Genomic DNA, 25,113 nt, shown 5'->3' on the forward strand with positions numbered 1-25,113 from the left:
CAATTTTAAATAGAAGATATAGATAGGAGAGAGACCCACTATGAAATTTACAGACGGCTATTGGCATGTGCGGCAGGGGCTGCAGGTATTGTATCCGGTTGAGGTAAGGGATATTGAGACCGGGCAAGACGAAATGACGGTGTATGCGTCCACCAAAAAAATCGTTCACAAAGGCGATACGCTGAATACGACGCTGCTCACGGTCCGTTATTCTTCCCCGATGGAGAACGTCATCTGCGTGGAATACATCCATCATGACGGCATGGACGACAAGGGCCCGGCCTTCCAAATCTACAAGCAGCCGGACCTGAAAGTCCAGGTCGAGAAGCGCGGCAGCGCCGTTACACTCACCAGCGGCAAGCTGACCGCCACCGTTCGCCCGGACGAGGGGTGGAACGTCGCGTATGCTTATGACGGACGCCGCCTCACCGGCACCGGCTATAAAGGCCCGGCTTACATTAAATCCTCCGAATCGGCGGATGTATATATGAGGGAACAGCTGGACCTGGGGGTCGGCGAATATGTGTACGGGCTTGGGGAACGGTTTACGCCTTTTGTGAAAAACGGTCAGGTTGTGGATCTATGGAACGAAGACGGGGGGACCAGCAGTGAGCAGGCCTACAAGAACATTCCGTTCTACGTGTCCAGTGAAGGATACGGCGTGTTCGTGGATCATCCGGAGCGCGTTTCTTATGAAGTCGGCTCTGAGAACGTCTCGAAGGTGCAGTTCAGCGTTCCAGGCGAAAAGCTGAAGTATTACATCATCGGCGGATCCAATCTGAAAGAGGTTCTGCAAAACTATACGGCATTGACCGGGAAACCGGCACTTCCGCCTGCCTGGTCTTTCGGCCTGTGGCTGACGACCTCGTTTACGACCAGCTATGACGAGGAAACGGTCAACAGTTTTGTGGACGGCATGCTCGAGCGGGACATTCCGCTGCATGTGTTCCATTTTGACTGCTTCTGGATGAAGGAGTTCCAGTGGTGCGATTTCAAATGGGATCCCGACGTGTTCCCGGACCCGCAGGGAATGCTGCGGCGGCTGAAAGACAAAGGCCTTCATATCTGCGTCTGGATCAACCCGTACATCGGGCAGAAGTCGTACCTGTTCAAGGAAGCCAAGGAGAACGGCTATCTGGTGAAAAATCCGGACGGCAGCGTCTGGCAGTGGGACCGGTGGCAGTCCGGCATGGGGCTTGTGGATTTTACTAATCCGGAGGCGGTCCGGTGGTACCAGGGCAAGCTGAAGGAGCTGCTCGACATGGGCGTCGACAGCTTCAAAACCGATTTCGGCGAGCGGATTCCGACGAACGTCGTTTATTACGACGGCTCGGATCCGGTGAAAATGCACAACTACTACACGTTCCTGTACAACAAAACGGTATTTGAGGTGCTGGAGGAGACGCTCGGTAAAAATGAAGCGGCGGTGTTCGCCCGTTCCGCCACGGCCGGCGGCCAGCAGTTCCCGGTGCATTGGGGCGGCGACTGCTCCGCCTCATACGCATCGATGGCCGAATCGCTTCGCGGCGGCTTGTCCTTGTCGCTCAGCGGCTTCGGGTTCTGGAGCCACGATATCAGCGGCTTTGAAAGTACGGCCACGCCGGATCTATATAAGCGCTGGACCGCTTTCGGGATGTTGTCCACGCACAGCCGGCTGCACGGGAACCAGTCGTACCGGGTGCCTTGGCTCTTCGACGAGGAAGCTGTTGACGTATTGCGCTATTTTACCAAGCTGAAATGCACGCTGATGCCATACCTGTTCCGTTCCGCCGTGCAGACTGCTGCAACAGGGGTGCCCGTCATGCGGGCCATGGTGCTGGAGTTCCCCGAAGATCCGAACTGCCATGTGCTGGACCGCCAGTATATGCTCGGGGATTCGCTTCTCGTCGCACCGGTCATGAACGACCAGGGCCTGGCACGGTACTATGTACCGGAGGGACGCTGGACCGATTTCGTAACCGGAGAGAATGTGGAGGGTGGCCGGTGGATCAGCCGGCAGGTCGACTACTTTACAGTTCCGCTATTGGCGCGGGCCGGAAGCATCATTCCGGTCGGAGACAATGACCAGCGTCCGGATTACGACTACGCGGACGGCGTGATCCTTCACGCCTTTGAACTTGCGGATGGGACGGAAACGACAAGCGTCGTGAACGGGACGAACGGCAAGGAGGAACTGAAAGTAACGGTAACCAGGAACGGGGAGCGCATTGATGTCCAGGCGGAAGGAACGAAGCAGTGGAAGCTGCTTCTGCGCGGCATAAGCCAGATCGCTCAAATCGAAGGCGCCGAATCCGCCGTGACCGAGCAGGGGGTGCTTTTGACGCCACAAGCAGGCGTTAAGCAGATATCGATTCAATTGTAATGGGCATTGTCTTAAGCAAACAGGAACTATAGCGATACTGACGTCAGGCTCCCGAATACTGCCTTTGGCCGGTTTTTCGGGAGTTTTGACGTTTACTTTTTTTACATTGAACTTTCTTCTATAATGGCGCGATGCGTCTCTTTAACGTTAATTTTCTTAAGTTTATTCTATCTACTTATAACGTTAACGCTTACGTCAACTGTGACGCCAACCTTTGGAAAAAGAGCGAATCAGCAACCGCTAATATCCATATTACAACATGTGAAAAATTCACAATAGAAAACCAAAAAAATCCGCACTTATCTCCAACCTGCAAACCCATCTTATCGTACAACCTAGACACTACTCACTTGTCACAAGGTAGGTCTGTCCACTCCGCCAGACCACCTCTCTGCGGCCATAGTTGCTTCAGACGAACTTTTCAGGATATAATCTGCTTGGTAAAAAACGGATTTCAAAGGAGGATCCCTGGTGTTTAAGCGGTGCATACATTCCATTATTGAGAAAACGGCATATGGCAGGAAGCGTTGAACACTAAGGCATAAACGGCTTTAGTGTTTTCTTTTTGGACTTCTGATTAGCGGTGTTGGCTGAAGGAATTTGGATGTTTCGAAATCAATACTGGGGAAGCGTATTTATCTAGGTGGGCGTATCACGATAGTCATTTTTTCGGAACCGAAAGGAGTGTTTGATCCATGGCGGCGTACCAAAGAGTGTTAATTAAGCTAAGCGGCGGAGCGGTGGCAGGAACGAGCCAGTTCGGCTTTGATCCGGGCCGGCTGGAGCATATTGCGGACGAAATTTTATCCGTTGTGTCTATGGGAGTGGAGGTTTCCCTGGTTATCGGCGGCGGCAACATATTTCGGGGAAACATGGCGGAAACCTGGGGCATCGAAAGGGCGGAGGCCGATAATATCGGCACGCTGGCCACCGTCGTCAACAGCCTGATGCTGCGCGGTGTTCTTAAAGCGAAGACGGACAAGGAGGTCCGGGTCATGACCTCGCTCCCCATCGCTTCGGTGGCCGAGCCGTATATTCGATTGCGCGCCATACACCATCTGGAGAAAGGGTATATCGTCATTTTCGCCGGCGGGAACGGCCAGCCGTACGTCACGACCGATTACCCTTCGGTGCAGCGTGCGATCGAGGTGAACTGCGACGCGCTCCTCGTTGCCAAGCAGGGAGTGGATGGCGTGCTGAGCGCCGATCCGAAGACGGATCCCTCCGCCAGGAGATTCAAGTCGCTGCATTATGACGACGTCATCCGGCACGATCTGAAAATCATGGATCAATCGGCCTTTATTCTGGCCCGGGACTACCATCTGCCTATTCATGTTTTCAACTTTGACAAGCCGGGTTCAATGAGAGAATTGTGCGAAGGGAAGCATCAAGGCACGATCATCAGCCGCGATTCTGTACTGGCTTATGAGTAACTTCTAAACGGTGGAATAATACTTAAATGATTAAAATAATAAATCATTTAAAAAAAGCAATTTATAAGAAACATTTTCACGGAGTTATGTGGTAAAATAGGCTCGCTGATGCCAAATATAGACATATTGCAAGAAACAGGAGGGAGAATATATGAATCCATCAGGTGCCGCAGCTGCATCTGCACCGGCTGATATCAGCCATATCAAGAAGCTGCCTATATTAGTCTCATTAATTGTGGGGGCGTTCTTTTCCATCTTAAATGAGACGCTGCTTAATATCGCTTTTCCGGAATTAATGGTTGAGCTCAAAGTCTCGGCCTCTACGCTGCAATGGCTGGCCACAGGCTACATGCTGGTCGTCGGCGTTCTGGTTCCCGCATCAGCCCTGCTGGTCCAGTGGTTTACGACGAGGCAAATGTTCCTTGGAGCCATGATCATCTTTACGGTGGGAACGTTTGTCTGTGCCTTTGCCCCGGGCTTTGAATTCCTACTGATCGGCCGTTTGCTTCAGGCCGCAGGAAGTGGTTTGATGCTTCCGGTTATGATGAATACGATCCTGATTCTGTATCCGCCGGAAAAACGCGGAGCCGCCATGGGCAGTATCGGTCTCGTTATTATGTTCGCTCCAGCGATCGGACCGACGTTGTCGGGATTGATTCTCGATTCGTTTGAATGGAGATGGCTGTTCTACTTAGTTCTGCCGTTTGCCATCATTTCGATCATCATCGCGTTTGTGTATTTGAAAAATGTCTCGCAGCCTACCAAACCCAAAGTGGACGTTCTGTCGATCATTCTGTCTACGATCGGATTCGGCGGAATCGTCTATGGCTTCAGCAGTCTGGGTGAAGGTGGAGCGGGCTGGTCGCATCCCAAAGTGTATTGGACCATTATTGTCGGTGCGGTTGCCCTGCTGCTGTTCGTTATTCGTCAGCTCCGGCTGAAAGATCCTTTAATGGATATCCGGTCCTTCAAATTCCCGGCGTTTACCCTGACGGCGATCATGCTGATTATTATGATGATGACGCTGTTCTCCTCCATGTCGCTGCTGCCGTTCCTGTTTCAGGGCGCACTCGGCATGACGGTGTTTGCTTCCGGTCTGCTGATGCTTCCGGGGAGCTTGCTCAACGGCTTGATCTCACCGATTACCGGTAAACTGTTCGATAAGTTCGGTCCACGGGCTCTGATCATTCCGGGAACGGCTGCTCTGGTCATCATTATGTGGTTCTTTACGCAGGTATCGGTCGAAACGAGCAAAGTCACGCTGCTCATTCTGCATATCTGTATGATGGTTTCCATCTCCATGATCATGATGCCGGCGCAGACAAACGGCATGAACCAGCTTCCGGCCCGGTATTATCCGCACGGTACGGCGATCTTGAATACGCTCCAGCAGGTGGCGGGTGCGATTGGTGTGGCCTTCTTTATCAGCGTCATGTCCAACGGCCAAGCCAGCTTCCTGAAGGGCTCTTCGGATCCAACCGCGCCTGGGCAAATGGCTGAGGCGATGGTAGCCGGCGTGCATAACGCGTTTGTCATCGGATTTGGCTTCTCCATCGTGGCGTTGATCCTGGCATTGCTATTCAAACGGACCAAAGGTCCTGCTGAATCCTAAGCGGTTGATGCCCTTGCCCGCCATGTTTCCGTCCGGTTATCCAATTACATAGCCGTGAGTGAAGGGACTTATGTTCCTTCTGCAGGGTGGTGCATCTCGCTGCACAGAAAGAATCCGCTCCCGAAGAGGGAGCGGATCTTTTTGTTGATCAGACGTTGTTTTCATAGATATTAGCGGGTTTCTATAATACAATGATAAAAAAATAATAGATTTCACGAAGGGAAGGAAGTACACAGATGATGAACTCCAGCATTCCCCAAACGATGCAAGCCGCTGTGATGCACAGCCCACGCCAAATCCGGATTGAAACGGTGCCGGTGCCGGACATCGCACCAGACGAAGTGTTGATCAAAGTGATGGCCGTCGGCATCTGCGGATCCGACCTCCATTATTATACGCATGGGCGAATCGGCAAGTACGTCGTGAAGAAGCCGATTATTCTAGGCCATGAATGCTCGGGCGATGTCGCCGCCGTAGGCGCAGATGTAACCGGATTCAAAGTGGGAGACCGCGTAGCCGTGGAGCCCGGGGTGACCTGCGGCCGCTGTGAAGCCTGCAAGGAAGGGCGGTATAACCTCTGTCCCGACGTGCAATTTCTGGCGACACCTCCGGTAGACGGGGCTTTTGTCCAGTACATCAAAATCCGGCAGGATTTTGTGTTCCGGATCCCGGACTCGCTGAGCTATGAGGAGGCGGCGCTGATCGAGCCGTTTTCCGTCGGCATCCATGCGGCGGCGAGAAGCAAGCTTACGCCGGGATCCACCATTGCGATTATGGGGATGGGACCGGTAGGATTGATGGCCGTGGTCGCGGCTAAAGCTTATGGTGCTGCCGAAATCATCGTAACGGATTTGGAACCGCTGCGTCTGGATGCCGCCAAGAAACTCGGAGCGGATCACGTGATTAACGTCGCAGAGCAGGACGCGCTGGAGGAAATTCAGCGGTTGACGGGAGGGAAGGGCGTCGATGTCGCTTGGGAAACGGCTGGCAATCCGAAAGCGCTGCAAACGGCGCTGGGCTCGCTGCGCCGGGGCGGGAAGCTGGCCGTCGTCGGACTGCCGGCACAGGATGAAATTCCGCTGAATGTTCCTTTTATCGCGGATAACGAGGTCGATATTTACGGAATATTCCGGTATGCCAATACCTATCCGAAAGGCATCCGCTTCCTTGAGTCCGGCATTGCCGATGTGATGACGCTGGTCACGGACCGTTATTCGCTCCAGGATACCCAGGAAGCGATGGAGCGGGCTTTAAATCACAAAAGCGAGTGCTTGAAAGTTGTCGTCTACCCGAACGGTGTGCCAGAGGCGGAGTGAGGCGGTTCTTGTTCCATGGATAAAAGCACGGCTTAGGTCGTGCTTTTTGTCTTCTTTTTGAACATTCCAAATATTTCTTGTCAGCGACAGGCCTCATCGCTTATAATGACTTTAGAACGATCGTTCTGTAAATAAGGAAAGGTAGATCGCTTTGAAACGACATTATGACAGTGAAGAAACGCGGCGGATTATTGCGGAGAAGGCTGCGCAGCTCTTTTCGCAAAAGGGGTTCGCCGGAACCTCGATCTCGGATATATCCAAAGCCTCCGGGTTCAGCAAGGGCCATGTGTACTATCATTTTGAGAATAAGGAAAAGCTGTTCGTTTATCTCGCGCTGGACGGCATGCGGGCCTGGGGCGAGAAGTGGGCCGGTGTATCCCCGAACTATAAGACAGCCAGAGATAAATTGTATGCGATGTCTACGTTCGTGATGAACAATTATCAGACCCCTTTGCTCAAGGTAGGGCAGGAGCTGGCGGCGAATCCGGCGACCAGTCCGGAGACGGTCCAGCAGCTGTACGGACTGGCGGTTACGCCGATGCAGGCATACTCGGACATTTTCCAATACGGGATCGATACCGGTGAATTTGAGATCGACGATCTTCAAGGAACGACATTTTTATTCGGGACGCTGCTGGGGGCGCTGTGCCAGCATATTTACACGATGGAGCATGGACAGCTGCATGGTCTTTTCCGGAAAAGCGTCGATCTTTTTCTAAGCGGAATCCTCAAACGATGAGGCTTTACGCTTAAGTAGATTAGAACGATCGTCCTAATTGTTCTAATGTTAAAATGATGAGGAGGAGTCAAGGGTATGGAAGAATGGGGTAAAGTGGCAATCGTCACAGGAGGGGCTTCGGGAATTGGCCGGGCCATTTGCGAAGCGTTGGCAGGGGAGCGTATTTTCGTTGTGGCAGCCGATGTGGACCGAGCAGGCGGCGAGGAGACGGTCCGAAGAATTACCGCTGCAGGTGGGGGAGGGCGTTACGTCCACCTGGACGTGACGGACGCCTACCAGGTGGAAGGGCTGATCGAGAGTGTGTATGAGGAGTTCGGGCGGCTCGACTATATGTTCAACAATGCGGGCATCAGCATTTACGGGGAGCTGTACCACATGACATTTGATCATTGGAATCGGATCATTCAGGTCAACTTGTGGGGCGTCATCCATGGAACACAGGCAGCCTATCGGGTTATGAAGCAGCAGGGCTTCGGCTGTATTGCGAATACTGCGTCCGCGACCGGACTGGGGCCATCGCCAACCGCCGCCGCGTATGCTGCGACCAAACATGCTGTGGTCGGACTGACCACATCCCTTCACTATGAAGCGGAAGCGTTTGGCGTTCATGTCAGCGCTCTATGCCCCGCCTTCGTGGATACTCCGATCCACCGGACGGGCGAAGCGATCCATTTGGATCAAGAACTCGTCCTGAAGCAGATGCAGAAACAGAAAATGATGAGCCCCGAGCAGTTCGCCCGAATTGCGATAAAGTGCGTTCACAAGAACGAGCCTGTGGTTTGCCCGATGCCGCTGCGCCGCACCATGGATGTCGTATTCACCTTGTTTCCGCAGCTCCACCGCAAACTGATGCGACTCGTGTGCCGCGTTGCCCGCCAAGCAGCGGTTCAGCCGGACCAGACGTAGGAAAAGACTGGAACAGACTTCTCAGACAAGGTAATATAGCGGAAAGGAGGCAAAAAAGTATGAACTATACGATACATGAACAAGACGGCTCGAAGGTAGCGGTTCTTGACGACCCTCATGCCGTTATTGCCGACGTCCAGACGGCTCTGGATCTGATGGCTGGCATTGGGTGGGATCCATCGGGGCCATGCCATAAGCTGCTGCTGAATCAGTCGAATTTGCCTGAAGCGTTTTTTGAGCTGAAAACCGGGCTGGCAGGGGAAATCCTGCAAAAATATCGGAACTATCATTTTAAAATTGCCATTGTTGGTGATTTTGAAGCTTATTCCAGCAAAAGCCTGCGTGATTTCATCTACGAATGCAATCAGGGGGAAGATGTGTTCTTTATGAAGGACCGGGAAGAGGCGCTGGCCTCCCTTCATCGGGTACCTTAAAAGCCTGGAGAAATGAGGCCAAAAGCAAGGAACAAGGAGTTGGTGAATCCGATGATGATTGATCTGACCAGGCTGATCCATGATGGAATGCCTGTTTTCCCGGGGGATCAGGAAACTGTGCTTGCCCAGACGAGACATTTGATAAGCGATTCGTATACCAACCACCAACTGTCCATCAATATGCACGCCGGCACGCATATCGACGGACCGATGCATTTGACGGATTCCGACCGGTATCTTTACGAATTTCAATTGGACCGCTTTATTGGAAACGGGTGCATTCTGGATGTCTCACACGAATCGTCGGTTGAATATAAGTCTGTGTATGAAGAGAAGATTGGAATGGGACAAATCGTGGTGCTGCATACGGGCCATGGCAAGCTGTGGGGACAGCCGGAATACTTTACGGACTATCCCGTTTTGACCCAAACGTTTGCCGAGCTGCTGGTACGCAAGCAGGCGAAGATGGTCTGTCTGGATATGCCGTCGCCGGATAAGTACCCTTTTGATATTCATAAATATTTATTTGGACATGGGATATTTATTGCCGAAAATCTGACCAACACTGATCGGCTGCTATCTTTGACCGATTTTGAGATAACGGCACTGCCTTTACTCATCCGGGCGGATTCGTCACCGGCCCGCATTATTGCACGCAGTACAGAGTAAGTGTGTTGTAAATAATGCGTTATAAAAAAGATAAGGGGATGATCCTGGATGAAGGATGTCGTGCTGAGTACTGACCGGTTGATCCTGAGGCACATGGGACGGGAGGATGTCCCTTTGCTGCAGCAAATTTTTGCCGACCCCGTCGCAATGAAGTACTATCCCTCCACCAAAGACAACCAAGAAACGCTGGAATGGATTGAATGGAACCTGCGAAATTATGAGGACTGCGGTGTCGGCTTATGGATCGTGGAGAACCGGATCAACGGTGATTTTCTGGGACAGTGTGGCATCGTTCCACAGATTGTGGAAGGGGTTCGCGAAATGGAGATTGGCTACCTGTTCGCAAGGCGCGTATGGGGGAACGGTTATGCCACTGAGGCAGCAATGGCTTGCAAGCACTACGGATTTGAGCAGATGAAGCTTCGCAAAATCGTTTCGCTTCCCGATGCCAGCAATAAACCATCCACTCGGGTGGCCGAACGGATCGGAATGACGCTGGAAAAACAAATCGTCAAATGGAACAAAGATGTGCTTGTATATTCCGTTTACTCCGATACAGAAGAGGTGGTCGAAAGATGAATCAACAGGTGCCCATTATGGGGATCCCTTTCCCGAAATTGACGATGGAGCAGAGCGTAGAGCTTCTTCAAGACGTGATTGACCAAAAGGAGCAGCGGCTGTTTCACGTCGTTACCGGCAATCCGGAGATCGTGATGTCCTGCCAAAAGGATGCACAGCTGCGCCGAATTGTCGATGAGGCGGGATTGGTCACTGCGGATGGCATCGGCATCGTCATGGTCTCCCGGTTGCGGGGCGGCAGCCTGCCGGAGCGGGTAACCGGCTGCGATCTGCTGTTTAAGCTGCTTGAGGAGGGCGACCGGAAGGGATGGTCGTTTTACTTTCTGGGCGCAGATGAGGAAACGAGCAGGCAGGCTGTCATCAACATTGGCCAGCAGTACCCGGGCGTCGCCATACGCGGCAGACATCACGGTTTTTTTGCGCCGGAAGATGAGCCGCGAATCGTACAGGAGATTGCTGATGCCGCGCCGGACTTTCTGATCGTGGCTCTGGGCGCACCCCGGGCAGAAAAGTGGATACATAGCCATAAGGACAAGCTGCAGGCGAAAATTGCCATCGGTGTCGGCGGCAGCCTGGATATCATAGGCGGTAAAGTGAAGCGGGCGCCGGCAGCTTGGCAGCGTCTAAATCTCGAGTGGCTGTACCGGCTGATTTCCCAGCCGTCGAGATGGCGCAGACAGCTGATTTTACCCCGGTTTGCGGTGAAAGCGGTATTTTTTAGAGAGAGATCCAGAAGCGTTTAGCCCTTGTGAGCGGGTGGTTAAAAGATACCTGGATAAGGTGAGCGAGATCCGCTGCTTACTTGGGATCTCCATGTAATGATAAATATACCTGGAAAAGTAACGGAAGGGAGAGGAAGGCATGAGCCAGTCACAGCCACAGAAGCAAGGCCAGCTCCTGATTCAGGAAATCGAGGAAACCTTCGTGCCGTACGGCATGGTCGCGGTATGGCCGCTTGGACAAGCCAGCTTTATCATTAAGGGAGGGGATACGGTCATTTACATCGATCCGTATGTCAGCCATAACCCGGATCGTACCTACCCGGCACCGATCGGACCGGAGCATATTACGAATGCGGATTACTGCCTGATCACCCATGAGCATTCGGACCATATGGACCTGGAGGCGATTGCGGCCATGTCCAAGGCTAACCTGCAGACCGTGTATATGGCACCGGCATTCTGCCGTAAGGACATATTGAGGCAGGGCGTAGCCCCAGAGCGCTTCGTGATCGCCGATACGGAGCAGGATTACGGCGATAAAGTGATCATACGCCCCATCGCGGCCGCACATGAAGAGCTGGAAACGGATGAGCAGGGTTATCATCGTTACGTCGGCTATCTGATCAAACTGAACGGCGTTACGGTATACCATTCCGGAGATACGGTCATTTATGAAGGATTGACTGAACGGCTTCAGGGTGAGTCGATCGACCTCGGGCTTCTCCCGATTAATGGCCGCGACGCATTCCGGAACAGCCGCGGCATTATCGGCAATATGGACTACCGGGAAGCAGCCGAGCTGGCGAAGACCGTCGGGATCGGGATGACGATCCCGATGCATTATGACATTTTTGCGGGGAACGCTGAGCATCCGGGATATTTCGTGGACTATGTATATGACCACTTTCCTGAAATGCGTATTCATGTAATCGCACGTGGCGAAAGATTTATCCACGTGACGGATGCGGCACTGAGCGCTTTGAAGTCATAGACTGAAGGTGACCATTCGATAACGTCAAAAGGTATGGATTAGAGCAGCCGCAAACCGCCTTCATTTGAAGGTGGTTTGTTTTTTTGTAATCTGCATTACAGAAGGGGAAACTATGGTGGTTTATGATGAGTGTAACACTCCGTTATCGGTGTTACATGAGGAACGATTATCGCGGCGAGTGGAGCGGTAGCCGCTTGCAGCAATGACAGGAGGGGTCACAATGTTACATGATGAGGCGATGGAAAACATAACTTCATTTTTGCCACAAATCAAGATATTTGAATCGCTTCCGGCAGAAATTATGCGTGAAATCGAACAATTGGTAACCAGATCCAATACGTATAAGCTTCCAAAAAACTATATTCTTCAGACGCCCGATGATGAAAGGAATGGCTTATTTTTCGTAATCGCCGGTAAACTACGCTTATACAAAACCAATTCGGCCGGCAAACAACATACAGTCTGCATCCTCAGCGAAGGCGGCATGTTTGGCGAGGTTGAAACGTTCTCATTGGGCAATAGAGGAACTTATGTGGAGACGATGGAAGACTCGATTGTTTTTTCGATTCCGACTGAACAATTCGAACCGCTTTTACGCAAGTATTCTGAATTGTCTTTGCGATTTTTATCGGAAATAAGCAAACGCCTACGGGATCAGGATGAATTGGTGGAAAAATTGGTTTTTAGAGATCTGCGTGGTAAAGTGCTTTACTTTCTCAACCGATTGTCTAAAAAGTTCGGCATAGAAGAAAATGGATACCGAAAAATCGATATTCCCCTGACTCATCAAGAATTGGCCAATATGATCGGTGCCACAAGAGAAGCGGTATCGCTTACCTTACAGGAACTATCCAATGAAGGTATTATCGTGACCAGCCGCAGAATGGTCATGATTCATATCGAAAAAGCTATGAAAGAACTGGCTTGATTCATGACCCGAAAAACTTCGTAATCTAAATTACTGTCGAATTTTTCATCTAGCGTTATGATAAATGCCGTAACGGAATTACTGCAAAATATGAAGCTTATAGGAGGAGTCAGCATGTCCAATCAACAAGTCCAATTGAATATTCGATTCAAAGTTAAACCAGGGAAAAAAGAAGAATTCCGCAGGGAGCTGTCTTCCCTTATTGAGGAGATGTCATCCGAGAAGGCATTCATTAGCGCCATTGTTTCGGACGATCTGGATCAGCCGGATGACTTGATTATTTATGAAACATGGCAAGGCACGAGAGATAGCTGGCTTGCGGAAGAGTTTATTAAACCATACCGCAAGGATTACGAACGAACACTGGGCGATTTCATTGTGGATAGAAGCGTCAGCTGGTTGCAGCCAAAAGGCGAATGGGGAAGTCATATAACGAATGCATGATGACGTTGATGGGAGGCATATAGATATGGGGAAATTTGAAGGAAAGGTAGTCGTTGTTACCGGAGGAACAAGCGGTATCGGACTTACAACGGCACAACGATTCGTTTCGGAAGGGGCCTACGTATTCATTACCGGCCGTAGGCAAAGCGAGCTGGACGCGGCAGTAAAATTGATCGGTGACCGGGTTACCGGCGTTCAAGGTGATATTTCTAATTTGAAGGACCTAGACAAACTGTACGATACGGTAAAGCAGGAGAAAGGACATCTGGATATTCTATTCGCAAACGCTGGACTTGGCAGCTTTCTGCCCTTGGGTCAGATTACGGAAGAGCAGTACGACACAACCTTCAACGTGAACGTAAAGGGTACTTTGTTCACCATCCAAAAGGCTTTGCCGCTGTTTCCAAATATGACAGGAAACATCATCTTAACCGGCTCGACGGCGGGTACGATCGGCGAAGCAGCGTTTAGTGTCTACGGAGGTACCAAGGCGGCTCTCCGTCAGATGGCCAGGAGCTGGATAATGGATTTGAAAGGCACAGGGATACGACTTAATGTAGTGAGTCCTGGCACGGTCCACACGCCAGCGTATAATGATCTTTTTGGCGAAGCGCTAAATCAAGTTCTTGATTCGGCGAAGAATGTCGTTCCGCTAAGCCGCTTGGGCAAGACGGAGGAGATTGCCAGCGCGGTGATGTTTCTGGCGTCGGAGGAAAGCAGTTATGTGAACGGCATCGAATTGTTCGTAGATGGCGGTATGGCTCAAGTTTGACCTTGAATCAGAAGGGATGGGTTGTCATTTAAGCAATTCCTAATAAGCCCATGTATCAAATCAGGCAGAGGAGTCTATATAGGCTCTCTGCCTGATTTTCATACTGCGACGGATTGGGCGAAGCATTCGTGGACGAGCTGTCGCACTTAATTTGACAACCTGTCATTTACCAGACTGATTATTCCTCTATGCGGAATCGAACTTCCTTCCCGGTCGGCTCGCCGCCGAAGGGGGATCCGATTTCCTCCCTGAACACGAATTCGAGACCGGAGAGCTTGTCCGGCAGTGACGGGGATACCACGTAATTATAAGTTGCGTTGCCAGAGCAGCTTCCTCCCGTGTCCATCCGGCATTCATAGGGCTCTCCCATATCCAACACGAAGTTGGATATTTCGGTCGAATTTCGTTCCGGGATCGTCACATCCCAGTCCACATACAGCGTCACGACGCTCGCATTGGCGTATTGCCGAACCGAAGTGAGTGTAAAGAAGTACCCCTTATGCTCTTGTGAAACTAGCACCGGAACATGCTTGATGAAACCGGCGGGTTCGACGATCGGTTTGAAAAACTCGTCGGATCGGATGGCACCAAAGATATATTTTAGAAAGTCCTCATAAAGCCCCGTTTCGGCCGCCCATTGGTCAATGTAAGCGAAAGGCGGATAGCCCGGATTTCCTTCCGAAATCTCTTTGCGCTGCTGCAGCAGCTGGCAGATTTGTCTGTCGATAGGGAGCAGGCGTTCATCGTAATGCTCGGTGGGTCGTGTGAAAGGCATCCGTTTCATCATCATTCCTCCTCATATATTCTATTGTACCCCAATGTGCTAAATGTTGGAAAACGGTCAGCAGCAATTCGCTCCAGCCGCTGCAAATTGTGCTGAGGGACATCCTGCTATCCAACCAGGTGTTTTCATCCGGACCAGGCTCCGGCGGAGCTGCCGGAGGGTATGCGCAGCAGTATGCTGATCAGGTCAAATATGCGGTGATCATCGTATCCACACTGCCGATTCTTATCGTGTATCCGTTTATACAGAAGTACTTCGAAAAAGGCGTCATGATCGGCTCGGTCAAAGGTTAGCGGAGCGGGTTCATGCCGGCACGAATGAATAATGCCGCCGGGCAGCTGTGCCCGGCGGCTTTTGTATCATCGAATCATCATAATGATCGGACCTTTAGAATCGTTTCGATGGCAGGGATCGACGATTAAGCTTCTTCCGTCAATACCGGCAACGTAATCGTGAAGACGGATCCTTCGGATTCCATGCTTTTGACGGTGAGCGTACCGTTGTGGTCCTGGATGATTTTATGGCAGATGGATAGGCCGAGGCCGGTTCCTTCTTCCTTGGTCGTATAGAACGGATCGAAGATTTTCGGGAGCAGGTCTTCGGGAATCCCCTTTCCCGTATCGGACACGTCAATGGTTACCATCGAATTCGTTTGCTGCACCTGAATATGGATATGACCCGGCTGTTCCATCGCCTCGATGGCATTGCGCACCAGATTTATCAGCACTTGTACGATTTTATCCCGCTCCATTTCAACCATGACGGAATCGCTGACATTCTCCATGCTGATGCTGTGCCCTCTGGAAGTCACCTGCGACTCGGTTAAATTTCTCGCTCTTTCCACGCAATGCGAGATGGGCTCGGGCCGGATGTTGCCAAGATGGGGCTTGGAAAACTGCAGAAACTCCGCCGTCAGCTCGTTCATACGCGTGATCTCGTTGGTGATGATATCGACCCATGGTCCGATATTGTACGACTGCGATTTGGACAGGTGGATGAAGCCCTTCAGCGTTGTGAGCGGATTCCGGATTTCATGAGCCATACCCGCAGCAAGCTCGCCGACGATTTTCAGCTTTTCGCTTCGGAACATTTCTTCCTCCCGCTTCAGCCACAGCATTCTCTTTTTCTGAAACAGCCGGTCTTCGGCCAGCATGATAATATCATGCGAGGTTGTGCTTTCCCGGGGAAACCGGGCCGTGCTGTATGTCACCTCATAGCCGAGCTTGCCCGATTCAAGAATATCCTGGGCTTGTCCAAGCGACCCATCGGTATCCGGGATCACCATGGCAAACCGGTCCCCGGCATAACGGGAAATGGCGAAGGCGCTCGGGAAGTAAGTCCGGATGATGAGCGATATTCTCGTCAAAATTTCGTTGCCGCCGCGGATGCTTTCCTTGTTTAGGCTTTTAAAGTCCTGAAAATCCAGCAGGATCAGTACAAACGGCGATTTTTTCGTTTCAACCAATTCGTTGACGGCACTGACATAACCGTCGTAGTTCAAAAAACCGGTCAGCGGATCATGTGATGCGAGAAACTGGTTTCGCCTCAAAAGCCGCTTTCTTTCAATCTCGGTTGTGACGAGATAACGCATTCCAAGGACGATTAATACCAGACTAATCAGATCGTAGACCGAAACCAATAGATTGTAACGGTCCCAGGGGAGGTAGCTTAGCCGGATGACGGTATACAACATGGAATAAGTAAATGCCAGCGACAGCGTATACTTCAAGTTTCTCGTATTTCGGGTTTCCATAATAATTAATATAAAGTAAATGATTTGCGTCCAATTGAGCTGGGAACTCCAATGGAAGAAGGCGAGGCTTACGGATTGAAGAAGCAAGGAACGGCTGCTGGACTCGGCGAAAAAAATCATCACCCCCGTCAGCATCGCTCCGGAGAGAAATAGCAGAAAGATGCTGTCGGCTTTGCCCAACAGAATGGAAGATAACATGATAAATGTAGTTAAGGAAGGAATCAAGACGTGTCTTGTCTGTTTTACGATCATGTTTATGCTCCTAGGGAAAAAAGTAAAATTTCAGTAAGCCCTTATCTACTGCCATTATATCGGATAGGCCCTGAAAACAATGTCGAATTTCCGTGTCGCCTTGGAAATGATCATGATTTTTTTTCTCCTATGGAGAAAACAGATTTTATGGTATAAATGACCTCATAGCCCGCCGGATGAATTCGGTGTGGAGGGATGCCGGAAGGATCCGGCACGAACGCAAACCAGGGGGAGTGTCATGCGGACGTATTTTGTCATCAGCCAGATCATCTATGTGTTATGTTTTATTCCTTGGCTGCTGATTTGGGGAATTTCGTTCATGGGGTTTGATAGTGGAATCAGTGGAGCGGCCATCGCCTTGGTGTCCGTGATCGGCGTTTACCCGCTCGTCACCATTGCCTGTGCCATTATGGCATGGGTGTTCTACAAGAAGAGGAAGAGAGCGGCGGTCATCGTGAATTCGATTCCGCTCTTGTGGGTACTGGGCATCGGCGTGCCGGTGCTCGCATTGAATCTTTCGTGAACGATTCAAGAGCATGAACAATGCAAAGCCCGGCAGTTTCAGGATAAATCCTGAGTTGCCGGGCTTTGCGTCTTTACAGCACCTGCTTTGGCTACCGACCGTTAACCGATGGTCATTCGGACAAAGCCTTATAAAAATATCCCGCAGACTCGACTTTAAAGCTATACTTTTCCAGGGATATCCACTATTGTTGACTGTGTATCAATATGGATGACCAGAACAATCGGGGAGTGTGAAACAGTGGAGTCTTATGATTGGGATGAGAAGATGGGGTATTTGCGCCGGAGAATGAATCTTTATTATAATGACGACTACATCGCGTTTTTGGTCAAATCGGTTTGGAAATGGGAAACACCGGTTCGGATCGTCGATTTCGGCTGCGGTTACGGGCAGCTGGGCTTGATGATGCTTCCGCACCTGCCGGAAGGCTCAACTTATACGGGGATCGATCCGGGAGCAAGACAGATTGGGTCGGCCAATGAGCTGTATGCTCACCTGCCCTGGAAGGCCGAGTTCATTCAGGCGGAGCTGACGGATGCTGACCTGGGCAGCGCCTTTGATGTCGCCGTATCGCACGCAGTGCTTATGCATAGATCCGATCCCCTGCAGCTGCTGGCCAAGATGGCCGAAAGCGTGAAGGACGGAGGAACGGTCATTTGTTACGAGCCTCACGGCTGTGCTTCCATGTCGAGCTATTATTTTGATGATGTTTTATCTACGGAAGTCATGCCGCTTGGCCCCCTGCAGAAGCTGCATGAACAGGATGCATTGCGGACCGGAAAAGACGCCAACATCGGCATGAAGCTTCCGGTTTACTTTTCGCAGCTGGGGCTGCGCCGAATCGAGAGCAGAATCAGCGATAAGGTGAACTATTACGACCCGGCACAGGATTCCGAGGAGACGAGGGCTTTGTTCAGCAACCTGCAGTTTGAATGCCCGGCTCAGGAGGAAGACTTTATTCAAGCGCTGATTGAGCGGGGGCTTACCCAGGAGGAAGCAGAGCGTCTCTATATCGCAGAGGACCTGTTATCGCAGGTCAATACGCCGTCGATTGCGTTCGCCCATGCGCCGAGCATGAAAATTACATTCGGTACGGTAGTCCGATAAGTCCGTGTAACATAAAAAGGAGCTGTTCCCAAGGTTCATTGACCTTCCGGGACAGCTCTTTTTGCTTACGACCATTTTTAACCAGACCTTATTCAACATCATAACAGAACCGAAAGAAACAGTCTATATTTTCAGCAGGGGACTGGGGTATAGTTGGTGATGCCGGCAATCCAATCATAGAAACGGGGAAACAGTATGGAAAATGCATCTCATCTTTCCGAGTCGGATTTAACGCATTATACCAAGCAGGTATTCGGATCGGGTTACGCGATCTCACAGATTACGCGGCTAAATGGAGGGGCACAGAAGGTCGTCTATCAGCTCGATTTTCTGAACGGTTTTTCATGTATGCTGTACGTTTGGGATTTATCCATGAATTACTTTCGGGAAGAAATCGAACATTCGGATCATGATATGCGCTCCTATGGAGCCGACTTGTTTGGCGAGAACAACCGGGTATTAACCCAATTGGGCATTCCCACACCTGAGCTGTATAACCTTAATCTCGAGCGTCGGGAGTATGCGTTTGATTATGCGCTTGTCGAACGTATTGGGGGCGGCAAAGCGGAAGACTATTTTGCACACCCGGATACGGCGGAGCAGCAGCGATTGTTTCGGCAGATCGGGGAGATGGTAGCCAATATGCACGATAGCGCGAGAGATGTGCACGGGCGGCCCGGCCAAACCAAGCCTCCGCGGAAGTCCTGCCAGCAGGAGCTGGTGGACAATGCCCTCAGGCAGATCACGTATGCAGCCACTTATTTGCCTGAGATTGCGGCTGCTCAAGAGGGGCTTATGTCCGTCCTTCAGGAATGTTCATCGCGAATTCGTCCAAGGACATCTTACGGACTGATTCATGGCGAGCTTGGACCGGACCACATTTTGGTGAATACGAATCTGGAGCCGTATCTGATCGATATTGAAGGTGTAACCTATTTCGACATTGAGCATGAGCACAGCTTTCTGGAGTTTCGGTTCGGGGAGCATTACCGATATTTCCGTCAGGACCATCTGGATCCCGACCGGATGGCCTTCTACCGCCTGCACCACCATATCTCCTTAATCGGAGGCGGCTTAAAACTGCTTCACCGCGGCTTTCCCGACCGGCAGTTCGCCCAGGGTATCGTGGATCACCATCTGAAGTGCGCCTTGAAATATGTTGAAATAGGATAAATGTAAGCCGATGCCATTCCATTAACCGATTAACTGTGGAAGCCTCTATCAGAGGCTTCTTTTTTGTGAGGAGCAACCCGGCAGGCAAATTTTATGATCCTTGGAGTGCCGCGGAAACTGAATCAAGCTGTACACAGGAGGATAACCTATCTTTGCAGACATCGTTAAATAAAGGAGGTACAGGTCAGACATGAAGGATTTTCCGCTTGCACCCCATGAATCGATCGATCTTCATGAAGTGCTGAATTTTAAAACGCTCTGCGTCGCCAAATCGAAGCTGATGCAGGGGATGGTTTTTGACAAAGAACTGAAGGCGCTGATGCAAAAGGACGTTGAACAGTCCACGCAGGCCATCAACGAGCTGAAGGCGGTTTATGAACGAGCTCCGTTTCAGGCTCCGGTTCCGGAAAGCAAGCCTGCCCCCATCCTAAATTGAAAAGGTGATACTCTGATGAACAACGATTATTTAGATCCGATCAATTCGCTCAACATGCCGGAGATGGCCGATATGACTTTTGCTATGGACTTTTTGATCCGGGCGAAGGAAGGGGTTCGTAATACCGCGGTTGCCCTGACCGAAACCGTATCCACAGAAGCGAGAGAACTGCTGAAAAAGCAGCTGAAGCAGGGGATTGCCCTCCATCAGGAAATCACCGAGCTGATGATCCGTAAGAAATGGTTTCACCCGTATGAGCTGCACGAGCAGTACCAGCTGGACCAGCTGTCGGCCAAAAACACGGCCATGATTGCCGGGATGAACCTGTTCCCCGCAGATACTTCGCGCAAAGGGATGTTCGACCGGACGCCAGATGAGCATATGGAGGAAAGCCGAGCATGATGAAAGCCGTTACGTACCAAGGGGTTAAAAATGTCGTCGTCAAGGACGTCCCCGATCCGAAAATTCAAAAACCGGATGACATGATCGTAAAGCTGACCAGCACCGCCATTTGCGGCTCCGATTTGCACCTGATCCACGGCATGATTCCCAATCTGCAGGAGGATTACGTCATCGGTCATGAGCCGATGGGGATCGTGGAGGAGGTCGGACCTGAAGTCACCAAGCTGAAGAAGGGCGACCGGGTCATTATCCCGTTTAATATTGCCTGCGGGGAATGCTTTTTTTGCAAAAATCAGCTGGAAAGCCAATGTGATAATTCGAACGACAACGGGGACATGGGTGCGTATTTCGGCTACACGGGAACGACCGGCGGTTATCCGGGTGGGCAGGCCGAGTATTTGCGGGTTCCATTCGCCAATTTCACGCACTTCAAAATTCCGGAAAACAGCGAGCGGCCGGATGAGAGCCTTGCTCTAATCGCCGATGTGATGCCCACTGCCTATTGGAGCGTAGACAATGCCGGCGTAAAGAATGGAGATACGGTCATCGTGCTCGGCTGCGGTCCGGTCGGTCTTCTGGCCCAGAAATTCTGCTGGCTCAAAGGGGCGAAGCGGGTCATCGCCGTCGACTATGTGGATTACCGGCTGCAGCATGCCAAAAAGAACAATCATGTTGAGACTGTCAATTTCGAGCAGCACGACAATGTTGGTGCATACCTGAAGGAAATCACCAAGGGCGGAGCCGACGTGGTCATTGACGCGGTGGGCATGGACGGGAAGATGAGCGACCTCGAGTTTCTGGCGAGCGGCTTAAAGCTGCAAGGAGGCACCATGAGCGCCTTGGTCATCGCCTCCCAGGCCGTTCGCAAGGGCGGAACGATTCAAATTACAGGCGTGTACGGCGGCCGCTACAACGGATTCCCGCTAGGGGACATCATGGAGCGCAATGTGAACATCCGCTCCGGACAAGCTCCGGTCATTCACTATATGCCTTATATGTATGAATTGGTGGCGTCCGGCAAAGTCGACGTGGCCGACATCATTACGCATGTCATCCCGCTCAGCGAAGCCAAACGCGGTTACGAAATGTTCGATACGAAGACGGACAACTGCATCAAAGTGATTTTAAAGCCGTAAAGTACTTGACAACACAAGGGAGTGAAGTTCTTGATAAATCCAACGTATGCCATGCATGAATTGTTGGAGGCGCATGAAATTGCCGCCTTCAAGACGGTCTGTATGACGAAGTCGAAAACGATGCAGGCGCTGGTCACAGATCCTGAGCTCAAGCTCATTCTCCAACAGGATGCCGCGATGTCATCCGATCAGCTGGCCGAGCTTGCAGCCGTTCTGAACAAAGGAAAGGAGACGCTGCAATGAATCCCGTACTGGAATACATGACCGGCATGAACAAATTAACCGACGATGTGGTTGCCATGGACTTTCTGGTCACCGCCAAGAGCGGCGTCCGGAATTTGGCGATGGCCGTGACGGAATGCGTCACTCCGGAAATCAAAGGCATCCTGGAGCGGCAATTGGAACAGGCGATCGATACGCATGAGAAGATTACCAAATACGCGATCGCCAAGGGGCTGTACCATCCTTTCAGCGTGCAGGAGCAATTGCGTGTCGATCTGCAGCAGATTCGGACCGCGCAGAGCATTCCTTTTCCCACGCCGTAACAGCTTGATTTGTATCTGGCATCTTATCGGTAACTGCATACGCATTAAACAAACAGCCGGCTGTGTGATACAGCCGGTTTTGCTTTCATGATTTATCCCTGCCGGATCGGCTGACTTCAACTCATGAATTATCCCCCTTCCGGGAATGTTAGCCATATCGACATTTGGCAGAAAGAAGGCAGGAAATCACTATGGAACTGTTACTGATGGTCATCGTTCTTCTAATTTTGATCGGCATATCGAACGTTATCAATCACTTTATCCCGGCGGTCCCGGTGCCTCTGATCCAGATTGCGCTGGGCGTCGCGGTCACGTACATTCCCGGCATGCATCATGTACCGCTGAATCCAGAACTGTTCTTGCTGCTCTTCATCGCGCCGCTGCTCTTTAATGATGGAAAAATGACACCCCGCGACGAGCTGTGGCAGCTGCGGTCGTTCATTCTGCTGCTGGCGCTCGGCCTCGTGTTTGCCACCGTGCTGATTGCAGGGCCGTTCATTCACTGGCTCATTCCGGCCATCCCGCTGTCGGCGGCTTTTGCGCTGGCGGCCATTCTGTCGCCGACCGATGCGGTGGCCGTCGGTTCGCTGTCCGGCCGGGTAAAGCTCCCGGGCCGCATCATGCGCCTGCTCGAAGGCGAGGCGTTAATGAACGACGCTTCGGGCCTCGTTGCTTTTAATTTTGCCATTGCCGCAACCGTCACCGGCCATTTCTCCCTGCCGCGGGCGATTGGCAGCTTTATGGTGATCGCGGTCGGCGGGATTGTGGTCGGAGCGCTGCTCGGCTTCCTGGCGATTTGGCTCCGCATGCTGCTGCGCAGGCTTGGGATGGAAGATGTCACATTACATGTGCTGATTATTATTTTGACACCGTTTCTGATCTATTGGATTGCTGAAGAATTTCACGTATCCGGAATTTTGGCCGTCGTTGCTGCCGGTGTAACCCATGCGATCGAACGGGACCGGATGAGGGCGGGATCGGCGCGCCTGCGCGTCGTTTCCGACAGCACGTGGTCGGTCATCCTATTCTCCTTGAACGGCCTCGTGTTCCTGCTGCTTGGACTCGAAATTCCCGGTGTCATCCGGACGGTATGGCAGGACAAGGCATACAATAACGGCCAATCCATTGCCTATATCGTTCTGATTACGCTCGTATTAATGGTCCTTCGCTTTGTGTGGGTATGGGCATCGAACCGCCAATTCCGTTCCGCCGTGCTGACAGCGTTGTCCGGTGTCCGGGGAGCCCTGACGCTGTCGGCGGCCTTCTCCATTCCGTTGACACTGGCCGACAACAGTCCTTTCCCCGAACGGGACTTGATCCTCTTTATCTGTTCAGGCGTCATTCTGCTGACCCTGATCAGTGCCAGCGTGTTACTGCCCATCCTGACCCGCGGTCCTCAGGTGGATCCCGCTCTCGCCGAGGATGCCGAGAGACAAGCGCGCATCCGTGTCATTGAGGCGGGTCTCCGAACGGTCAAAGAGGAGAAAAATGATGAAAACCGGCAGCAGGCTATCGAGCTGATCGCTGCGTATTCCCGCAGGCTGCAGATGTGCAGATTCAGAGATCGTGCGGAAATGAACAGATTATGGAAAGAGGCTGTGGAAATCCGGCTGGAGGCGCTTGAGGCGGAGAAGGAAACCGCGGACCGATGGCTGCAGGAAGAGCGGGTATCGCCAAAACTTGCGGATCGGTTCAAGGCCACGATATCACAGATCGAGCTGCTGCTGTCCACCCGTTTCAAGGTGAAGAAGCTGATAATCGTCGGATGGTCGGCCATCACCCGGCTGTTCCAAGGCAGCAAACACAAAAAAGCCCGCATGACACCAGACCACCCGAAGTGGAATGCTTATAAGGCGCTGAAGCTGGAAGCGATCCGTGCTGCAATAGAGCGGGTTAAGGGGCTCGAGACAGCGGGCAACCGGGACACCATCGCCATGATTATTGCCGATTACCGCGGGCTGGAGCTCCATCTGACACAGGAACCTGCTCACGAGGAGCAGGCTGAAGAGATGGATGCGGTCCGCCGGGAGCTTGAGCTCAAGGCCATCCAGTCGGAGCGGAACGAAATTCAAAGGTTGTTCGAAACGGGTGAGATCAGCCGGGCGCTGGCCAACAATTTAAGGCTGGACGTCAATTATCATGAGGCGCATCTGTTTGAATCGCAAACCGTGCATGAGGAGGAAGGGGAGCATGCTTAGAAAGCTGCTTTGCCTTCCCTGCTGAGAATGGTAAAATAAGCTCATTCCGGTTGGGGAGGGAAAAGTATGGAAGCTTTCGTTAACGGGATCAAGCTCCATTATGTCGATGAAGGAACCGGCTTTCCGCTGATCGTATTGCATGGGCTTGGCCTGGACGTTCACTCGATGGAACCCGTCGTTCACTCGTTCAGCACTGATTTTCATGTCATTGCCATTGATGCCAGAGGGCATGGCCTGTCGGATAAGCCGGCAGAATACAGTCTCTCGGATCATGTTCGGGATGTCATCGCGGTGATGGATTTTCTGAAGCTGGACAAAGTATACCTGGTGGGTGGATCGATGGGAAGCTATATCGCGCAAGGAGTCGCCATTGCCGCTCCGGAGCGGGTGGAGAAGCTGGTGCTTGTCACGCCCAAGTCCAACGGCAGGACCTCGTCGATGGCCCGTTTATTCAGTGAGCATGCCGAGGAACTGGAAGGTATGGATACCCCGGCAAAGGTGCAGCATTTAAGCCGGTACATGTTTCACAATCTCTCATTGGTCGGAGTGTGGATGCAGCATGTTCAAGAGGGCGGAACAAGCTTGACGGAGGAGCAGAACGCCGCTTCCAACCGGGCGCTTGAAGGGTTTGATTTCCGTCCCGATTATGGCCGGATTACGGCGGAGACGCTGATCATCAGCGGGAAATACGACGGTCTGAATCCGCCGGAGTGGGGCAGGGAAATCGCGGATGCCATTAAGGGAGCACGGTTCGTGGAGTTCCTTCACTCCGGGCATGCGCCGCATGTGGAGGAGCCGGAGCGATTTGACGAAACGGTAAGAAGCTTCCTGCTTGCGCCTCCGGAACAAAGCTGAAGATTGCACCGACCAAGCAGCAAGGGGAGCGGGGATAAAATT

Annotated in this window: 26 protein-coding genes and 1 pseudogene; 25 read left to right on the plus strand and 2 right to left on the minus strand. The window is 51.8% G+C overall.

The window, feature by feature from the left end; translation table 11 throughout:
* Positions 1-40 precede the first annotated feature (40 nt).
* From yicI to GCU45_RS30720, 14 genes are all read left to right on the plus strand, one after another.
* Positions 41-2,362, plus strand: coding sequence for an alpha-xylosidase (gene yicI / locus GCU45_RS30655; RefSeq protein WP_152403675.1), 2,322 nt, complete (start codon positions 41-43; stop codon positions 2,360-2,362).
* Between the two features lie 695 nt (positions 2,363-3,057).
* Positions 3,058-3,795: a UMP kinase gene (pyrH, locus tag GCU45_RS30660; RefSeq protein WP_152403677.1), complete on the plus strand. Its 738-nt coding sequence runs from the start codon at positions 3,058-3,060 to the stop codon at positions 3,793-3,795.
* A gap of 151 nt (positions 3,796-3,946) precedes the next feature.
* Positions 3,947-5,407 carry an MDR family MFS transporter gene (locus tag GCU45_RS30665; RefSeq protein ID WP_152403679.1) on the plus strand — a complete coding sequence of 487 codons (1,461 nt, stop codon included), beginning with the start codon at positions 3,947-3,949 and terminating at the stop codon, positions 5,405-5,407.
* Between the two features lie 239 nt (positions 5,408-5,646).
* The gene (locus GCU45_RS30670) at positions 5,647-6,723 is read left to right on the plus strand and encodes an NAD(P)-dependent alcohol dehydrogenase (protein ID WP_152404668.1); all 1,077 of its coding nucleotides are present in this window, start codon (positions 5,647-5,649) and stop codon (positions 6,721-6,723) included.
* 151 nt (positions 6,724-6,874) lie between these two features.
* Positions 6,875-7,462, plus strand: a complete 588-nt coding sequence (locus tag GCU45_RS30675) for a TetR/AcrR family transcriptional regulator (RefSeq protein ID WP_152403682.1) — start codon at positions 6,875-6,877, stop codon at positions 7,460-7,462.
* Between the two features lie 75 nt (positions 7,463-7,537).
* Positions 7,538-8,368, plus strand: coding sequence for an SDR family NAD(P)-dependent oxidoreductase (locus GCU45_RS30680; protein WP_152403684.1), 831 nt, complete (start codon positions 7,538-7,540; stop codon positions 8,366-8,368).
* A 59-nt stretch (positions 8,369-8,427) separates the two neighbouring features.
* Positions 8,428-8,802, plus strand: coding sequence for a DUF4180 domain-containing protein (locus GCU45_RS30685; protein WP_152403686.1), 375 nt, complete (start codon positions 8,428-8,430; stop codon positions 8,800-8,802).
* Positions 8,803-8,853: 51 nt separating this feature from the next.
* Entirely contained in the window at positions 8,854-9,471 is a 618-nt protein-coding gene (locus tag GCU45_RS30690; protein WP_152403688.1) for a cyclase family protein, read from the plus strand.
* Between the two features lie 48 nt (positions 9,472-9,519).
* Entirely contained in the window at positions 9,520-10,050 is a 531-nt protein-coding gene (locus tag GCU45_RS30695; RefSeq protein ID WP_152403690.1) for a GNAT family N-acetyltransferase, read from the plus strand.
* Positions 10,047-10,793 (plus strand): WecB/TagA/CpsF family glycosyltransferase, encoded by a 747-nt coding sequence (locus GCU45_RS30700; protein ID WP_152403691.1) that lies wholly within the window; start codon positions 10,047-10,049, stop codon positions 10,791-10,793. Before GCU45_RS30695 ends, GCU45_RS30700 begins: the two co-directional genes overlap by 4 nt.
* Before the next feature lie 118 nt (positions 10,794-10,911).
* A complete protein-coding gene (locus GCU45_RS30705) occupies positions 10,912-11,763 on the plus strand; it encodes an MBL fold metallo-hydrolase (RefSeq protein ID WP_152403693.1) in 852 nt (283 codons plus the stop codon).
* 220 nt (positions 11,764-11,983) lie between these two features.
* Positions 11,984-12,691 carry a Crp/Fnr family transcriptional regulator gene (locus GCU45_RS30710; RefSeq protein ID WP_152403694.1) on the plus strand — a complete coding sequence of 236 codons (708 nt, stop codon included), beginning with the start codon at positions 11,984-11,986 and terminating at the stop codon, positions 12,689-12,691.
* A gap of 114 nt (positions 12,692-12,805) precedes the next feature.
* Positions 12,806-13,135 (plus strand): antibiotic biosynthesis monooxygenase family protein, encoded by a 330-nt coding sequence (locus GCU45_RS30715; protein ID WP_152403696.1) that lies wholly within the window; start codon positions 12,806-12,808, stop codon positions 13,133-13,135.
* A gap of 25 nt (positions 13,136-13,160) precedes the next feature.
* The gene (locus GCU45_RS30720; RefSeq protein ID WP_076167091.1) at positions 13,161-13,907 is read left to right on the plus strand and encodes an SDR family oxidoreductase; all 747 of its coding nucleotides are present in this window, start codon (positions 13,161-13,163) and stop codon (positions 13,905-13,907) included.
* Positions 13,908-14,085: 178 nt separating this feature from the next.
* Here the strand turns inward: GCU45_RS30720 and GCU45_RS30725 are convergent, their stop codons facing one another.
* A complete protein-coding gene (locus tag GCU45_RS30725) occupies positions 14,086-14,691 on the minus strand; it encodes a hypothetical protein (protein WP_152404670.1) in 606 nt (201 codons plus the stop codon).
* A gap of 56 nt (positions 14,692-14,747) precedes the next feature.
* On the opposite strand from GCU45_RS30725, the pseudogene GCU45_RS30730 reads away from it, so the two are divergent.
* A pseudogene (locus GCU45_RS30730) lies at positions 14,748-14,984 on the plus strand (carbohydrate ABC transporter permease); the annotation flags it as partial.
* Between the two features lie 125 nt (positions 14,985-15,109).
* On the opposite strand, the gene GCU45_RS30735 reads toward GCU45_RS30730, so the two are convergent.
* Positions 15,110-16,696, minus strand: coding sequence for an ATP-binding protein (locus GCU45_RS30735; RefSeq protein ID WP_152403698.1), 1,587 nt, complete (start codon positions 16,694-16,696; stop codon positions 15,110-15,112).
* 238 nt (positions 16,697-16,934) lie between these two features.
* On the opposite strand from GCU45_RS30735, the gene GCU45_RS30740 reads away from it, so the two are divergent.
* The 10 genes from GCU45_RS30740 to GCU45_RS30785 all read left to right on the plus strand — a co-directional run bounded on the left by GCU45_RS30740 (position 16,935) and on the right by GCU45_RS30785 (position 25,071).
* Positions 16,935-17,219, plus strand: a complete 285-nt coding sequence (locus tag GCU45_RS30740; protein ID WP_145946256.1) for a hypothetical protein — start codon at positions 16,935-16,937, stop codon at positions 17,217-17,219.
* 240 nt (positions 17,220-17,459) lie between these two features.
* Positions 17,460-18,326: a class I SAM-dependent methyltransferase gene (locus GCU45_RS30745; protein ID WP_145157052.1), complete on the plus strand. Its 867-nt coding sequence runs from the start codon at positions 17,460-17,462 to the stop codon at positions 18,324-18,326.
* A 195-nt stretch (positions 18,327-18,521) separates the two neighbouring features.
* Positions 18,522-19,499 (plus strand): aminoglycoside phosphotransferase family protein, encoded by a 978-nt coding sequence (locus GCU45_RS30750; protein ID WP_152403700.1) that lies wholly within the window; start codon positions 18,522-18,524, stop codon positions 19,497-19,499.
* 190 nt (positions 19,500-19,689) lie between these two features.
* A complete protein-coding gene (locus tag GCU45_RS30755) occupies positions 19,690-19,935 on the plus strand; it encodes a spore gernimation protein GerQ (protein ID WP_105443330.1) in 246 nt (81 codons plus the stop codon).
* A 15-nt stretch (positions 19,936-19,950) separates the two neighbouring features.
* Complete coding sequence (locus GCU45_RS30760) at positions 19,951-20,337, plus strand: spore coat protein (RefSeq protein WP_105443329.1); 387 nt, start codon at positions 19,951-19,953, stop codon at positions 20,335-20,337.
* On the plus strand, positions 20,337-21,473 hold the full coding sequence (locus tag GCU45_RS30765; RefSeq protein ID WP_152404672.1) for a zinc-dependent alcohol dehydrogenase: 1,137 nt from the start codon (positions 20,337-20,339) through the stop codon (positions 21,471-21,473). The genes GCU45_RS30760 and GCU45_RS30765 overlap by 1 nt, the downstream gene beginning before the upstream one ends.
* A gap of 51 nt (positions 21,474-21,524) precedes the next feature.
* On the plus strand, positions 21,525-21,716 hold the full coding sequence (locus tag GCU45_RS30770) for a hypothetical protein (RefSeq protein WP_076169411.1): 192 nt from the start codon (positions 21,525-21,527) through the stop codon (positions 21,714-21,716).
* Positions 21,713-22,018 carry a spore coat protein gene (locus GCU45_RS30775; RefSeq protein ID WP_152403702.1) on the plus strand — a complete coding sequence of 102 codons (306 nt, stop codon included), beginning with the start codon at positions 21,713-21,715 and terminating at the stop codon, positions 22,016-22,018. The genes GCU45_RS30770 and GCU45_RS30775 overlap by 4 nt, the downstream gene beginning before the upstream one ends.
* 191 nt (positions 22,019-22,209) lie before the next feature.
* A complete protein-coding gene (locus GCU45_RS30780) occupies positions 22,210-24,216 on the plus strand; it encodes a Na+/H+ antiporter (RefSeq protein WP_152403704.1) in 2,007 nt (668 codons plus the stop codon).
* Between the two features lie 66 nt (positions 24,217-24,282).
* On the plus strand, positions 24,283-25,071 hold the full coding sequence (locus tag GCU45_RS30785; RefSeq protein ID WP_152403706.1) for an alpha/beta fold hydrolase: 789 nt from the start codon (positions 24,283-24,285) through the stop codon (positions 25,069-25,071).
* The last annotated feature ends 42 nt before the right edge of the window (positions 25,072-25,113 follow it).

The sequence above is a fragment of the Paenibacillus cellulositrophicus genome, from assembly GCF_009363095.1.
Classification (GTDB): Bacteria; Bacillota; Bacilli; order Paenibacillales; family Paenibacillaceae; genus Paenibacillus_AQ; species Paenibacillus_AQ favisporus.

Bases quoted from the DNA above. Each gene is read 5' to 3' on its own strand.
- yicI (WP_152403675.1), top strand. From the start codon at position 41: ATGAAATTTACAGACGGCTATTGGCATGTGCGGCAGGGGCTGCAGGTA.
- pyrH (WP_152403677.1), top strand. From the start codon at position 3,058: ATGGCGGCGTACCAAAGAGTGTTAATTAAGCTAAGCGGCGGAGCGGTG.
- GCU45_RS30665 (WP_152403679.1), top strand. From the start codon at position 3,947: ATGAATCCATCAGGTGCCGCAGCTGCATCTGCACCGGCTGATATCAGC.
- GCU45_RS30670 (WP_152404668.1), top strand. From the start codon at position 5,647: ATGAACTCCAGCATTCCCCAAACGATGCAAGCCGCTGTGATGCACAGC.
- GCU45_RS30680 (WP_152403684.1), top strand. From the start codon at position 7,538: ATGGAAGAATGGGGTAAAGTGGCAATCGTCACAGGAGGGGCTTCGGGA.
- GCU45_RS30685 (WP_152403686.1), top strand. From the start codon at position 8,428: ATGAACTATACGATACATGAACAAGACGGCTCGAAGGTAGCGGTTCTT.
- GCU45_RS30690 (WP_152403688.1), top strand. From the start codon at position 8,854: ATGATGATTGATCTGACCAGGCTGATCCATGATGGAATGCCTGTTTTC.
- GCU45_RS30695 (WP_152403690.1), top strand. From the start codon at position 9,520: ATGAAGGATGTCGTGCTGAGTACTGACCGGTTGATCCTGAGGCACATG.
- GCU45_RS30700 (WP_152403691.1), top strand. From the start codon at position 10,047: ATGAATCAACAGGTGCCCATTATGGGGATCCCTTTCCCGAAATTGACG.
- GCU45_RS30705 (WP_152403693.1), top strand. From the start codon at position 10,912: ATGAGCCAGTCACAGCCACAGAAGCAAGGCCAGCTCCTGATTCAGGAA.
- GCU45_RS30710 (WP_152403694.1), top strand. From the start codon at position 11,984: ATGTTACATGATGAGGCGATGGAAAACATAACTTCATTTTTGCCACAA.
- GCU45_RS30715 (WP_152403696.1), top strand. From the start codon at position 12,806: ATGTCCAATCAACAAGTCCAATTGAATATTCGATTCAAAGTTAAACCA.
- GCU45_RS30720 (WP_076167091.1), top strand. From the start codon at position 13,161: ATGGGGAAATTTGAAGGAAAGGTAGTCGTTGTTACCGGAGGAACAAGC.
- GCU45_RS30725 (WP_152404670.1), bottom strand. From the start codon at position 14,691: ATGAAACGGATGCCTTTCACACGACCCACCGAGCATTACGATGAACGC.
- GCU45_RS30735 (WP_152403698.1), bottom strand. From the start codon at position 16,696: ATGATCGTAAAACAGACAAGACACGTCTTGATTCCTTCCTTAACTACA.
- GCU45_RS30740 (WP_145946256.1), top strand. From the start codon at position 16,935: ATGCGGACGTATTTTGTCATCAGCCAGATCATCTATGTGTTATGTTTT.
- GCU45_RS30750 (WP_152403700.1), top strand. From the start codon at position 18,522: ATGGAAAATGCATCTCATCTTTCCGAGTCGGATTTAACGCATTATACC.
- GCU45_RS30755 (WP_105443330.1), top strand. From the start codon at position 19,690: ATGAAGGATTTTCCGCTTGCACCCCATGAATCGATCGATCTTCATGAA.
- GCU45_RS30760 (WP_105443329.1), top strand. From the start codon at position 19,951: ATGAACAACGATTATTTAGATCCGATCAATTCGCTCAACATGCCGGAG.
- GCU45_RS30765 (WP_152404672.1), top strand. From the start codon at position 20,337: ATGAAAGCCGTTACGTACCAAGGGGTTAAAAATGTCGTCGTCAAGGAC.
- GCU45_RS30770 (WP_076169411.1), top strand. From the start codon at position 21,525: ATGCATGAATTGTTGGAGGCGCATGAAATTGCCGCCTTCAAGACGGTC.
- GCU45_RS30775 (WP_152403702.1), top strand. From the start codon at position 21,713: ATGAATCCCGTACTGGAATACATGACCGGCATGAACAAATTAACCGAC.
- GCU45_RS30780 (WP_152403704.1), top strand. From the start codon at position 22,210: ATGGAACTGTTACTGATGGTCATCGTTCTTCTAATTTTGATCGGCATA.
- GCU45_RS30785 (WP_152403706.1), top strand. From the start codon at position 24,283: ATGGAAGCTTTCGTTAACGGGATCAAGCTCCATTATGTCGATGAAGGA.